Annotated in this window: 10 protein-coding genes and 1 pseudogene; 7 read left to right on the top strand and 4 right to left on the bottom strand. The window is 34.3% G+C overall.

All coding sequences use genetic code 11. The annotated features are described in order from the left end of the window. Nucleotides 1–14 precede the first annotated feature (14 nt). Nucleotides 15–725, top strand: a complete 711-nt coding sequence (locus tag NBW37_RS01810) for a neuraminidase-like domain-containing protein (RefSeq protein WP_250296680.1) — start codon at nucleotides 15–17, stop codon at nucleotides 723–725. A 194-nt stretch (nucleotides 726–919) separates the two neighbouring features. On the opposite strand, the gene NBW37_RS01805 is transcribed toward NBW37_RS01810, so the two are convergent. Beyond that, nucleotides 920–1,942, bottom strand: coding sequence for an IS110 family RNA-guided transposase (locus NBW37_RS01805; RefSeq protein ID WP_250295855.1), 1,023 nt, complete (start codon nucleotides 1,940–1,942; stop codon nucleotides 920–922). Nucleotides 1,943–2,145: 203 nt separating this feature from the next. Between NBW37_RS01805 and NBW37_RS01800 the strand changes: the two genes are divergently transcribed. From NBW37_RS01800 to NBW37_RS01775, 6 genes are all read left to right on the top strand, one after another. Beyond that, the gene (locus tag NBW37_RS01800) at nucleotides 2,146–2,526 is read left to right on the top strand and encodes a Kelch repeat-containing protein (RefSeq protein ID WP_250296679.1); all 381 of its coding nucleotides are present in this window, start codon (nucleotides 2,146–2,148) and stop codon (nucleotides 2,524–2,526) included. 61 nt (nucleotides 2,527–2,587) lie between these two features. Continuing rightward, a protein-coding gene (locus NBW37_RS01795; protein WP_250295836.1) for an IS630 family transposase occupies nucleotides 2,588–3,599 on the top strand; the annotation gives its coding sequence in 2 pieces (ribosomal slippage) (nucleotides 2,588–3,100 and nucleotides 3,102–3,599; 1,011 coding nt in all). 314 nt (nucleotides 3,600–3,913) lie between these two features. Next, on the top strand, nucleotides 3,914–4,867 hold the full coding sequence (locus NBW37_RS01790; protein ID WP_250296678.1) for an ankyrin repeat domain-containing protein: 954 nt from the start codon (nucleotides 3,914–3,916) through the stop codon (nucleotides 4,865–4,867). 106 nt (nucleotides 4,868–4,973) lie between these two features. Continuing rightward, nucleotides 4,974–5,915, top strand: coding sequence for a helix-turn-helix domain-containing protein (locus tag NBW37_RS01785; RefSeq protein ID WP_250296677.1), 942 nt, complete (start codon nucleotides 4,974–4,976; stop codon nucleotides 5,913–5,915). A gap of 172 nt (nucleotides 5,916–6,087) precedes the next feature. Then, nucleotides 6,088–7,524, top strand: coding sequence for an IS4 family transposase (locus NBW37_RS01780; RefSeq protein WP_250295910.1), 1,437 nt, complete (start codon nucleotides 6,088–6,090; stop codon nucleotides 7,522–7,524). A 97-nt stretch (nucleotides 7,525–7,621) separates the two neighbouring features. Continuing rightward, complete coding sequence (locus NBW37_RS01775) at nucleotides 7,622–9,058, top strand: IS4 family transposase (RefSeq protein WP_250295910.1); 1,437 nt, start codon at nucleotides 7,622–7,624, stop codon at nucleotides 9,056–9,058. On the opposite strand, the pseudogene NBW37_RS01770 reads toward NBW37_RS01775, so the two are convergent. The 3 genes and pseudogenes from NBW37_RS01770 to NBW37_RS01760 form a co-directional block, all read right to left on the bottom strand. Next, nucleotides 9,057–9,874, bottom strand: a pseudogene (locus tag NBW37_RS01770) (IS5 family transposase); the annotation flags it as partial. The gene NBW37_RS01775 and the pseudogene NBW37_RS01770 sit on opposite strands and share 2 nt — an antisense overlap. Before the next feature lie 18 nt (nucleotides 9,875–9,892). Beyond that, a complete protein-coding gene (locus tag NBW37_RS01765) occupies nucleotides 9,893–11,584 on the bottom strand; it encodes a hypothetical protein (RefSeq protein WP_250296676.1) in 1,692 nt (563 codons plus the stop codon). 76 nt (nucleotides 11,585–11,660) lie between these two features. Next, complete coding sequence (locus NBW37_RS01760) at nucleotides 11,661–12,620, bottom strand: Rpn family recombination-promoting nuclease/putative transposase (RefSeq protein WP_250296675.1); 960 nt, start codon at nucleotides 12,618–12,620, stop codon at nucleotides 11,661–11,663. Nucleotides 12,621–12,651 lie beyond the last annotated feature (31 nt).

Here is a 12,651-nt window from a genome sequence, read left to right as displayed (position 1 = left end):
TAAGTGATGCATACATGAAGTATTTTGAAGATTTTGAACAAGTAACCAGCTTAAAGATAGTTGATAGTTGTTTTGAAAGAGTAGAAGGAAAAAATACTTTATATGTTATTGGTCGCACCCTTGCCCAACCCTATGATTATTATTACCGCACAGCAATATTTGATGAAGAAAACCAAAATATACTTTACTGGACTGCGTGGGAGAAAATAGAAGCGTCAATTCCAGTTGAAACTATAACCCCAATACATGCATTTAACAGGTTATTTATATTTTGGGTACAGCAAATTGAAAAAGGGAAAGATAAAGAAAAAAGAGTTGATGCAACGATTAATTATATCTTTCAAAAGCCAAGTGGCAGTTGGACAGCACCGCAAAAATTAGCAAGCGATATTAAAGTAGATCCAGTTAATGAAGCAAAGAAATTATACTGGAAGAAAGTAGCAGCTTTTTATCTTAAAGAGCATGGTGGAAGTGAAAGACGAATAGTAATTGTCATTGGTGAAACAAAATTTGATAGTGTAAGCCCATCTAATTTATTTACTCTTGATGAAGATTTGGTTGCTAGTGAGAATCAGGAAGGAGTGTTTATTAATAACCTGGCTTATGAAACCCGTGCTATTAATTTAAACAAAAAACTTCCTGACACACACAGTGTTGTGATTGGCAATAGAGTTCTTTTTTTTGGAAGTAAGATACCGTCTCGCCAGTCAACAAAAAAATTATAAAAATTGTCTCATTACCTAAGCTGTATTGTGAAATCAAAAAATACTGCCAACTGTAGCGGTATAGTTAATCTATATGTTAATTTCTGCTGTCTTGTATATACAAAACTAATTAACATATACACTAACCAACTATATTAAATAAATTTGTATAAAATACTATTTTACATAAGATCGTATGGTAGCATTTTTTGATTTTAAATCACTAAGCCTTCAGTCAACCTCCTAGCTCTGTAGTTCTTGATATGATTTGGATCAAAAGCACTTTTGGATGTCAGAATACCGAAAATGATGTGGAGTAGCTTACGCATTGCAGCACCAACGATGGCCATATTATGCTTACCCTTTTCCTTTAATCTTTGGCAAAAACTCATAATGATAGGATTGTGATTCTTAGCTACTATGGCAGGAAAGAAAAGTGCCTTACGTAATGTTTGTGAACCTGATTTACTTAATCTGGGTTTGGCATATACAGATGAACCTGATGTTATATTTCGTGGTATAGTTCCAGCATATGCTGCCAATTGCCTAGCATCTCTAAAAGTTTTTATGTCAGGAACTTCAGCTAAAATAGCTATTGCTGATTCCTCTCCTATGCCTGGAATAGTCAATAGAAGTTGAAAGTTTTCTAACAACTTTTTGTGTTGCTTTAATAGTTCACGTATGGAGTTTTTTATTGTTTCTATTTTTTGAGCTATATTCATTGCAAGATCTTCCCAAGCATTTGCAACTTCTTTAGGCAGTCTCTCTTTTTTTTCTAGGTGGTTATTTACTAATGTCAATTCATCTTTTAACGCAGCCGAACAACGATAAAGATGTCTTAATTTTTTCAGTTCAGGAGAGGGTGGTGTCCAGCGAGCAGGTTCTTGTTTTTGGCAATAATCAGCAATTATTTCTGCATCAGTCTGATCATTCTTTTGTCGTATAAGCTTACTTTTTGCATAAAATCTTATGCAAGCTGGATTAACAACACTAACAAAATGTCCAGTATTGTGTAGAAATTCAGCCAAAGCTTCACTATAACAACCGGTAGCTTCCATGCAGGCTTTTACTTGTTCTACATTATGTTTTTGTAGAAAGCTCCGCAGACCTTGAAACCCATTATCATCGTTTTTAAAGCTCCTTTTCCTAGTTTCACGTTTTCCTTTTTTACTTATAAATGAGAGAAAAACATCAAAGCGATCTTTTGATACATCTATGCCCAGAAAGTTGTTGATCATATATAACCCCATACGTTACCATTTAAAATGAAAAGTAAGGCTAACCTTGTGAATACAGAATTAGAACCATTTAGGTCTTTCTAAGATACCGTTCAGCCTGTACTTTTGAGGAGGGAACTCTTATCTTACTTACAGATTTTATATCTAAGGTGCGCGACAGAGTGTTTCCCTTCTCCATCTAATGCTTAAGCTTAAAACATCAGATGCTTTTTTCAAGATACAAGGTTCGTGGTTACCCTGATTTTCAGTATTCTTCTCAAGTTGATATTTATGATAATGACAATGAAACCTGGATAACTCATCCCACTGTAGAATCACGCAGTAAAGTGGCAGTGGCAGTAGTAGGAAAGAGTGCTATTTTCTTTTGGGGCAGCATAAAAAGTAAATCCTCTTCAGAGAATGAATTCTCTTCAAAGATAGATATCTACGACGATGAAACGGGAAATTGGACAACTCACACCGCTAGTGAAGCTAGACAATCTCCAGAGGTAGCAGTAGTAGGAAAGAAGGCTATTTTTTTTGGTGGTTATAAGAGACCAAACCCATACTCTGCAAAAATAGATATTTATACCAATCTCCACTAATAGATAGACAAATAGTAAAAACTACAAATAATTGAGGCTAGAAAGAATAAATATGTAGTTTATGGCAGGAAAAAGTAAAGCAATAGGAGAAGAACTATATAATCAATGCAAGTTAGAATTAAAAAAATATGGAATAAGAGGAGAGATAGGAAGAAGGTTACAAGCAATAATATCAGCAAAGGAGTATGGTATCTCAAAAGTTGCTAAAATATATAGAATTACGAGAACGACATTAATGAAATGGATTGCAAGATTTAAAGAAAAAGGTGTTATTGGGTTTGCAATACAGCCAGGGCGAGGACCTAAACCAAAACTGAACGAGGAGAAGAAGGAAAAAATAAGAGAGGTAATAGAAGAAGATGGGGCAAATCTGACTGCTAAAAAATTGCAAGGTATAGTTGAAGGAATGTTAGCTATCAAAGTAAGTGAGTCAACGGCGAGAAGGCTTATGAAGAAGCTAGGATTTACATATATCACACCTCGTCCAGCACATTATAAACAAGACAAAAACAAACAAGAGGAGTTCAAAAAAAATCTCAATGAAATTGTGGAAAAGAACCGGAAAAAGGAGGTTTTTTTTCGATGAATCGAGATTTGGAACGCACTCAAAAGTTGGACATGGATGGTTTAAAAAGGGCTCAAGAACACAAGTTAAAGTAAAAATCGGAAGAGAAAACTTCTATCTTTACAGCGCTGTAAATCCCAGGAATGGAGAGGATATTAGCCTACTTGCTCCACATGTAAACACAGATTGCATGAACATATTTTTGGAGCAGATGTCGAAAGATTTGGGGACTAGAGAAGCTTTTCTTATCATGGATTGCGCAAGTTGGCATAGGTCTAAAGGTTTAAAAACTCCTGAAAATATCACCATAATTTATTTGCCGCCGTACTCGCCTGAGCTCAATCCTGTGGAAAGATTTTGGCAACATTTAAAGGAAAATATAATAAAGAACAAGATGTATGACTCTATTAAATTACTTGAAAATGCTGTATCTGAATTTATTCGAGATATTACGGAAAGTTCGATCAAAACCATTTGCTCTGTGAATTATTTGTCTAGTTATTTATGAGGGTTGGTATAAACTACTTGATAATGAGAAAAAGCAAGATCTTCATCAAAAGGTGCTGAAGGAAATGCGTAAAAACCCAGAGGTGAATCAGTTGAAGAAACTGAACAAAATAGCTGTTGTCATAGAAGAAGCCATTGAAGAGGGAAGGAAATGAGTTTATTAATTAATATATATAAGATATTAGCATAACTATGAATGCCCTCATGAGAGAGAATGAGCAGTGCATGTAGGAATTTATACGGGTTTTGTAGTTAATAAAAAAATAATGTTTGTGTCTGTAGAATGGAATAGTGTTATTATTTAGTGAGGTTGGTATGTGTAATATCATAGAAAAGTATTTAGTAGATAAGAAAGATGTTAATGTTAAGAATGATAAAGGAAATACGCCTTTGCATTTAGCTGTGGAAGAAGGTAATCTTGAAGCAGTTAAACATCTTATAGAGAAAGGGGCTGATATTAACGCTATTGGTCAGCACAGATGTACGCCTTTGTGTATTGCTGCAAAAAAAGGTAATTTGTATCTAACTGCATATATTCTAATTGAAGGAGCTGATTTAAATGCTCAGGATGAATGTAGTTGGACTCCGTTGTATTACGCTGTCTATTCAGGAAATATTGATGTGGTAAGATTTTTAATAGATCAGGGTGCTGATTATAATATTACTGACAATGAAGGTACTCCCGTATATTATGCATTTCAATATGGTCATGTTAGAATAGTCAAATATTTTGTAGAAGAAAAGAGTATTGATCCCATGGCACCAATTAATGAATATGGCAGTACTTTATTTGGTGAAGCTATTGTAGGTGGTGATTTGGATACTATAAAATATCTGATGAGCCGAAAAGATGTCACTTATGACTGCAATGATCTATTGGAAATGGCGATATTAAATGGCCACTTGGACGTTGTTGAATATTTGGTAGAGGAGAAAGGAGTTGATGTAAATTTTGTGGGAGAAAACGGCTGGACACCTTTACTCTACGCTGTTGAGCGAGATTATATTGAAATAGTAAAATATCTAATAGAGATGGGAGCCTACGTAAATACTACAGATGAAGATGGCACTACTGCACTACACATAGCTGCTGAAGATTGTAACTTTGACATGGTCGAATGTCTTGTAATAAATGGGGCAAATATAAATGTCAGAGACAAAAATGGCAATACACCGCTGCATTTGGCTACTCAAGATAGTGAATATCAAGATAAAAGATATAAAGAGGACGTGAAGGAATACCTTATCAGTCGTGGTGCGCATATTTAGAGAAGCTCAACTCTCCTATTTTACATTTCTGTGCGGTAGGAGAGTCTCATTTAATAGAATCTTAGATAAAAGAGTATATATTTGTTTCAAAATGTTTTAAAGAGACATGACTACAGACTATGAAGTAGGGAAAAAGATAAAACATGAGAGGGAAAAGCAACAATATACTCAGGCAGGTTTAGGAAGTAAAATCGGAGTATTAGAGAAGCAAATGTCCAGATATGAGCGAGGGGAAAATCCGATTTCAATCATTACATTCTGTATGATAGTAGTGGAACTAATGATTGATATGGCAAAACTACTACCTGAATCCACGATATCAGAGAAAATTGAAGATAAGGTAGAAAAAACATTAAATATAGTTAGAGAATGTAAAAAATTTAGAAACCAGGAATTATGTAAGATGGCCTCTGCATTAAACAAATCTATCCAGATGGGTGAAGAAGAAGGTAAAAAAGCAAGAAAGATTAAAGTAGCAAAGAATCTACTTAAAGCTGGTATTTCTGTTGATGTCATCCTCCAAACAACAGGCTTGTCTAAAGATGAACTTGAGAAACATAATAAAACAGAGATAGTTAATTTTATAGCCTATAAAACAGGGGAAAATATGAAAGACTGGAGGCTAGCAAGGGGATGTAGTCAGGAGGATTTAGGAAATAAAGTCGGTTTAACAGGTGGTCAAATAAGACGCTATGAGCAAGGAACCCATATCATGAAAATAGGAAAACTACTTAACATAGCAGACAAATTGTCAACGCACGCTAAAACTCTACTGCCAAAAACGAGTGAACTAATAGAAAAAGGCAACGTTGAAATTGAAAGAAGTAATGAAGATAGAGAAGGAGAAAATGGAGTACTAGATTTAGTGAGAGAGTATAACAAAATTGAGGATGAAGAAATACGTGATAAATTTTATTCATTAATTATGTCGGTATCCAAAAGAATACAGATTAATAAAGAAAAGGGTAAAAAAATAGGGGAAATAGAAGTGGCAAAAAACTTACTTAAGGTTGGAGTATCTGTTGACCTAGTAGCTTGGCGTTCCTAAAGCTGAAATTGAACAACTCAAGAAGAAATAGTCTCGAAAAATCATCAATTCAACCAATTGTAGCTGGTGTTGTTGGTGCAGTGTTATTAGTCTTACTATTACCCACAAATATAGATGTACTTATGAATAAAGTATTACAATATTAGAGTTTGCAAATATTGATGGTATAAAAATGGCAAACGAGAGTAATGAGTGGGCTAAAAATGAATTTGGAGATGCTTCACTTGGAGATAAAAGATTGACCGAAAGATTAGTGAATATTGCTAATAGTGTGATAGGTTCACCTGAAAGCTCAATTAATGAGGCATGCGGAAGTTGGTCAGAAGCAAAAGCTGCATATCGTTTTTTTCAAAATGAGAACGTAAAAGAAGTTGATATTCTAGCTTCACACATTGATAAAACAGTTGAAAGAACAAAAGCTCATAAAAGAGTCCTTGTAATTCAAGATACAACTTATATTTCATACTCAAGTCATAAAAAAACAAGCGGATTGGGAAGTATTGCTGGGAAAGGAGGTAAAGGTACAGTAATGCATACAGCCCTTGCTGTTAGTACGGAAGGTTTGGTACTAGGAATATTGGATCAAAAGATTTACTCGAGGCCACCAATTTCTGAAGAAGAAAAAAGACTAAAGAGTCATCGTAGTAACGTTCATATTGAGGATAAAGAAAGTATGAAATGGCTAGAAAGCTTAAAGAAAACAAATAATATTATAGATCAGACCCAAACAGAGGTTATAACTGTATGTGACAGAGAAGCAGATATACATGATTTTTTTGAACTTGCACATAATCTTAACTCAGCAATTTTAGTAAGAGCTCGTCACAACAGAAATGTAAATAAAAAATTTATGTATACCAGGAATAAGCAAAAATTATGGTCATTTATCCAAGGTCTTCCTTGCACTGGAAAAGTAGAAGTTGAAATCCCTGCTAGAGATGATAAGCAAAAAAGGACAGCATTTCTAGAAATTAGATTCGGAAAATTTATGATGAGTCCACATGAAAGCCACATAAAATGTAAAGAAGGTCACATAAAATATAAACCAGCAGCATTATTCAGTCTACAACTTTACGCAATTCATGTTGTTGAAAGAAATTCTCCTCCAGGAGCAAGTCCGCTAGAGTGGATGCTTTTAACAAATCTTTCGGTCAGTACTTTTGAAGAAGCTGTTGAAAAAATTAGTTGGTATTGTTTGAGATGGAAAATAGAGATATTGCATAAGATTTTAAAATCTGGTCTCAAAGTTGAGGAATGTAGACTTGGAACAGCAGAAAGATTAATGAGGTATTTAACAGTCATGAGCATTATTGCTTGGAGAATTTTCTTTATTACATCAATTGCAAGAACTAACCCAACATTACCATGTACTGGCTTATTAGCTGAGGAAGAATGGAAAGTTTTATATGTTAAAATACACAGAAAACCATGTCCAAGTATAGCCCCTACTATAAAAGAAGCCGTTTCGTGGATTGCTCAACTTGGAGGTCATTTAGCAAGAAAAAGCGACCCAAAACCAGGACCAATTACTCTTTGGAAAGGGTGGAGACGTCTCTTTGATCTAGCAGAAGGATGGAGACTTGCTCATGAACCACATATTTGTGGGTAATAGTAAGGTTATTAGTCTTACTATTACCCACAAATATAGATGTACTTATGAATAAAGTATTACAATATTAGAGTTTGCAAATATTGATGGTATAAAAATGGCAAACGAGAGTAATGAGTGGGCTAAAAATGAATTTGGAGATGCTTCACTTGGAGATAAAAGATTGACCGAAAGATTAGTGAATATTGCTAATAGTGTGATAGGTTCACCTGAAAGCTCAATTAATGAGGCATGCGGAAGTTGGTCAGAAGCAAAAGCTGCATATCGTTTTTTTCAAAATGAGAACGTAAAAGAAGTTGATATTCTAGCTTCACACATTGATAAAACAGTTGAAAGAACAAAAGCTCATAAAAGAGTCCTTGTAATTCAAGATACAACTTATATTTCATACTCAAGTCATAAAAAAACAAGCGGATTGGGAAGTATTGCTGGGAAAGGAGGTAAAGGTACAGTAATGCATACAGCCCTTGCTGTTAGTACGGAAGGTTTGGTACTAGGAATATTGGATCAAAAGATTTACTCGAGGCCACCAATTTCTGAAGAAGAAAAAAGACTAAAGAGTCATCGTAGTAACGTTCATATTGAGGATAAAGAAAGTATGAAATGGCTAGAAAGCTTAAAGAAAACAAATAATATTATAGATCAGACCCAAACAGAGGTTATAACTGTATGTGACAGAGAAGCAGATATACATGATTTTTTTGAACTTGCACATAATCTTAACTCAGCAATTTTAGTAAGAGCTCGTCACAACAGAAATGTAAATAAAAAATTTATGTATACCAGGAATAAGCAAAAATTATGGTCATTTATCCAAGGTCTTCCTTGCACTGGAAAAGTAGAAGTTGAAATCCCTGCTAGAGATGATAAGCAAAAAAGGACAGCATTTCTAGAAATTAGATTCGGAAAATTTATGATGAGTCCACATGAAAGCCACATAAAATGTAAAGAAGGTCACATAAAATATAAACCAGCAGCATTATTCAGTCTACAACTTTACGCAATTCATGTTGTTGAAAGAAATTCTCCTCCAGGAGCAAGTCCGCTAGAGTGGATGCTTTTAACAAATCTTTCGGTCAGTACTTTTGAAGAAGCTGTTGAAAAAATTAGTTGGTATTGTTTGAGATGGAAAATAGAGATATTGCATAAGATTTTAAAATCTGGTCTCAAAGTTGAGGAATGTAGACTTGGAACAGCAGAAAGATTAATGAGGTATTTAACAGTCATGAGCATTATTGCTTGGAGAATTTTCTTTATTACATCAATTGCAAGAACTAACCCAACATTACCATGTACTGGCTTATTAGCTGAGGAAGAATGGAAAGTTTTATATGTTAAAATACACAGAAAACCATGTCCAAGTATAGCCCCTACTATAAAAGAAGCCGTTTCGTGGATTGCTCAACTTGGAGGTCATTTAGCAAGAAAAAGCGACCCAAAACCAGGACCAATTACTCTTTGGAAAGGGTGGAGACGTCTCTTTGATCTAGCAGAAGGATGGAGACTTGCTCATGAACCACATATTTGTGGGTAATAGTAAGATTGTGAATAGAGGCAATCAAATTAAATCTTAAGCCAAAACGTTTTCGTCGATTTCTATATCTGTCAGAAATGATTTTAAACCTTTTCAATAAGCCGATTACGTTTTCAACTACCACTCTTCGTATAGAGAGAGATCTATTTTCTGCTTTTTTCTCCTTTGATAAAGGATTCTTTTTTGATCTTCTATGTGGTAATTCAACATTTTTATGTATCTTTTGCATTCCTCTGTAACCAGAATCAGCTAGGATCTTAGTTTGCGGTAATATTGCTATCTTTGATTCTCTAAACATCCGAAAATCATGTTTTCTACCATTGGAGAAAGATGTACATACGACCTTTTTACTCTTCTTCTCTGTTACTATTTGTGTTTTTATAGTATGCCTTTTTTTCTTTCCAGAGTAAAAGCGCTTTTGCTTTTTTTTGGCCTTTCTACTGCTGTTTCAGTTCCATCTATTACCAAAACTTCGTATTCTACATTACTATTTAATAGATCTTTTTTTCCTGGTAATGCAAAATCTGGATGTTTTATTAATGTGTCTTCTACCCACCTTATTATTTTAAAACAGTTGCTTTCACTCATGCCATAACTTTGTCCTATATGAAAATATGTACGATATTCTCTCATATATTCCAGTGCCATAAGTAATCTATCTTCTATACAAAGTTTGCTTTTTCTTCCACTTCTAGCTTTTTTCCTTTTATCCTCCTCATCTAGAATTTCTACCATTCTCTTAAATGTTGATTTTTTTACCCCCGTTAAACGTCGAAACTTTTCTCCTTCTAACTTTTCTATTTCCTTATATTTCATGCTTCCAAATACTTGATCTTACTCTCTCTCCCTCAATTTTGAAAGAAGTCTAATACCTAAAGCGATTACAACACCAATCGGCCCTCCAAAAAGGAAACCAATTGCAATAGTACCAGCTCTAAACAAGAATTTCTTTGTGAGACTTGGTTTTGCACTTTCTGCTCTATTTTCCTTTGTGGCAGCAGAGTTTTCAGTTCTATTATTGTTTCTATAGTTGCCGTACAAAAAAGTTCCAACAGCTGTGCCAGCAATAGGACCAGCAACTGGAATAGCAAAGGCAGCAAGCATTAGTGCTGTTCTCCATGGTATATAACTCAATATTTTACTTCCTAAATCAGTTTTTTTACCTTTTTCTCTTTTATCTATTCCAGTAGGGTTACTGCCTATATTTTTATCTTGTGCAACTTTTATATACCTTCTAGGAGATGCTGCTGCTTGTTGCCCTTCAGACTGGTTTATGGTTACGTAATTTGAGTTTACATCCGTCTTTTGCGAATTAACATTCAATAACTCTGATATTTTTTTCCTTAGCTGGGGATCTTCACTAGCAAAATCTTTAATTTCTTTCTTTTTTTCCTCAACCTGAGCCATGATTTGAGTTCGAGAGTCTTTAACTATTTTTTTATCAATTTTGCGATCAAAAGATGAATTAATACGAAGATTTTTTCCACTTTTAGTTACCATATCACCTTGATCCATTATCGCTTCTATTACTTTATCTTCAAATAAACTGCAAATGGCATGATTTGCTTCTCCAGAAAAACCATTTTTTTTAAGAGATTTGCTTAGTTTTTCCATATGACTTTCTAGATCTAGCGATTGAGAGTAAGGAAGAACTGCTTCAATCATCTCTTTTGAGGAGTTCATGAAATCAAGTATTTGTTCTTCGTTTAGAGGCAATGGTGGTTTAGCTTCCACATTTGAGTTTTCAGATTTAAAGGATGGTGACTTTTCTTCAGATAATTGTTTCTGAAGATTTTGGTATATAGGTTCTTCTTTCTTCAAATTTTCATAAATTGGTTCTTGTACTAAATTAGGACTAATAAATTCTTGTACTTTTTTTAGATAATCAACACCTTCTACTATTCTGCTATTTTTTTCTTTAGGTACTCGCACACCTTTAAATTCAATATTGTTTATATCTTTAATATTAAGACCATTTTCTTTAAGCCATCCCTCTCTTTCGCTCATTGATTTAACAAACTCATTAACCTTATTAATATTGTTTTCATCGTCATCAACTAACATCACAGTTTTTGGTAACTCATCATGCTTGTTTTTATATTCCATAATTGCCTTACAGATATGCAAATTCTTTCCGAATTGCTCTCGATGGTTTCCCTTTGGTAGCTTGGAATCATAATGTTTTGGAAAGTGGCCAAATATAGAAACATTGCCTGCTTGTTCTAAATGGCTCTCTACAACCCTTTTCACAGCGTTTGGATAGCTTGTGAATGATGCAATATTCACTTCTATTCCGTTTGAAATTGCAGATTGTAATACAGATTTTAATTTCTCCTCATTTTTTATTCCGCCTGTATCCTCTAGAAATTTTCTTATATCGTCATCAGTCACTGCATCTTCCGCAGCAGAATTATAATCACTTTTTTTGATTCCGGAATATCTACCAGAGAAAACACCATGCATGTGCCCATTAGTAATAGTGTTGTCAAAGTCAAATATTAATAGAGCATTATTTCCTTTAGCCATACCTTTACCTCTAACTATTATAAATTAAGGGTAAAGGATAACATTAACAGACTAACTATTGATTAAGATACTTGAATTACTTTTTCAATTTTTCAACTTCGCTGATGGGCAATCCTGTTAATCTAGCAATAGTATTAATACTCATTTTATCAGCAAGCATTTCCTTAGCCACTGCTATTTTAGCCTGTTTTTCGCCCTTTTCTTCACCAATTTGAATACCTTCTTCTCTGCCTTTTTCATGTCCGATAAGGATGCCTTCTTGTCTACCTTCTTGTCTACCTTCTTCTCTACCTTTTTCAGTAGCATCATCAAGTTTTTGAGCGAGGACAGCCTGTTCATCAAGAATACGTTTTATTTCTTGTTCATAAGCAATAAATTCTTTTTCTGACCAGTTAAATCTATTTAGCTCTTCATAGGCCTTTTTAATTATTAGATCACTACCTATTATTTTTTCCAGCTCTTCTTCGCTAGTCTCATCTGCATATTTAAAGAAGTAAACCCATTTCTCGACTATACTTGAAAGCTGATCCTCTTTGGTTTTTGGAAATTTTGGCAATTCAATAAATATGAAGTAAAAATCTTTTAGATCGTGCTCATTAGTGTCTTCATCTCGAATAGTGTGCTTTGATTTATACTCAGACTTATCAGGAAATAAAACACAATCTGCTATAGCAATAAAGATAATTTCCTTAAGGTCTTGGTATTGATCACCTTTATCAGCTTGTCTTGAGTAAGCTTTAGCTGCATAGTATTGGGCACGTTTTTCGAAGCCTTTGGTTTTAGCGACCTGCATCTCGCAAACGTACTGAATACCTGAAGAATCTCTACAGAGGACATCAACAATACTTTGCTTTTTAGAGGCAATATCAGGGTCTTGAATAGTACTTAAAAACTCTATACCCTGTATTGCATTTTTGCCAGCAAAACCCAGAATATCATTGAGGAAGTGAATTAGGATATCTTTATTCTTCTCAGTGCCAAAGATACGCCGAAATGCGACATCATTTTTGGGGTCGAGGAACTTAGAAAGAGCCATGAGAAAGTAAGTTAAAAAGCATTATTAATTA

This window comes from Wolbachia endosymbiont of Oedothorax gibbosus, from assembly GCF_936270145.1.
Lineage (GTDB): Bacteria > Pseudomonadota > Alphaproteobacteria > Rickettsiales > Anaplasmataceae > Wolbachia.
The sequence above is the reverse complement of the archived record's forward strand: the minus strand, read 5'-3'. Positions and strand labels throughout refer to the sequence as shown.

Excerpts from the sequence above, each read along its gene's own strand:
- NBW37_RS01780 (WP_250295910.1), top strand. The coding sequence starts at position 6,088 with ATGGCAAACGAGAGTAATGAGTGGGCTAAAAATGAATTTGGAGATGCT.
- NBW37_RS01805 (WP_250295855.1), bottom strand. The coding sequence starts at position 1,942 with ATGATCAACAACTTTCTGGGCATAGATGTATCAAAAGATCGCTTTGAT.
- NBW37_RS01785 (WP_250296677.1), top strand. The coding sequence starts at position 4,974 with ATGACTACAGACTATGAAGTAGGGAAAAAGATAAAACATGAGAGGGAA.
- NBW37_RS01775 (WP_250295910.1), top strand. The coding sequence starts at position 7,622 with ATGGCAAACGAGAGTAATGAGTGGGCTAAAAATGAATTTGGAGATGCT.
- NBW37_RS01760 (WP_250296675.1), bottom strand. The coding sequence starts at position 12,620 with ATGGCTCTTTCTAAGTTCCTCGACCCCAAAAATGATGTCGCATTTCGG.
- NBW37_RS01765 (WP_250296676.1), bottom strand. The coding sequence starts at position 11,584 with ATGGCTAAAGGAAATAATGCTCTATTAATATTTGACTTTGACAACACT.
- NBW37_RS01800 (WP_250296679.1), top strand. The coding sequence starts at position 2,146 with ATGCTTTTTTCAAGATACAAGGTTCGTGGTTACCCTGATTTTCAGTAT.
- NBW37_RS01810 (WP_250296680.1), top strand. The coding sequence starts at position 15 with ATGAAGTATTTTGAAGATTTTGAACAAGTAACCAGCTTAAAGATAGTT.
- NBW37_RS01790 (WP_250296678.1), top strand. The coding sequence starts at position 3,914 with ATGTGTAATATCATAGAAAAGTATTTAGTAGATAAGAAAGATGTTAAT.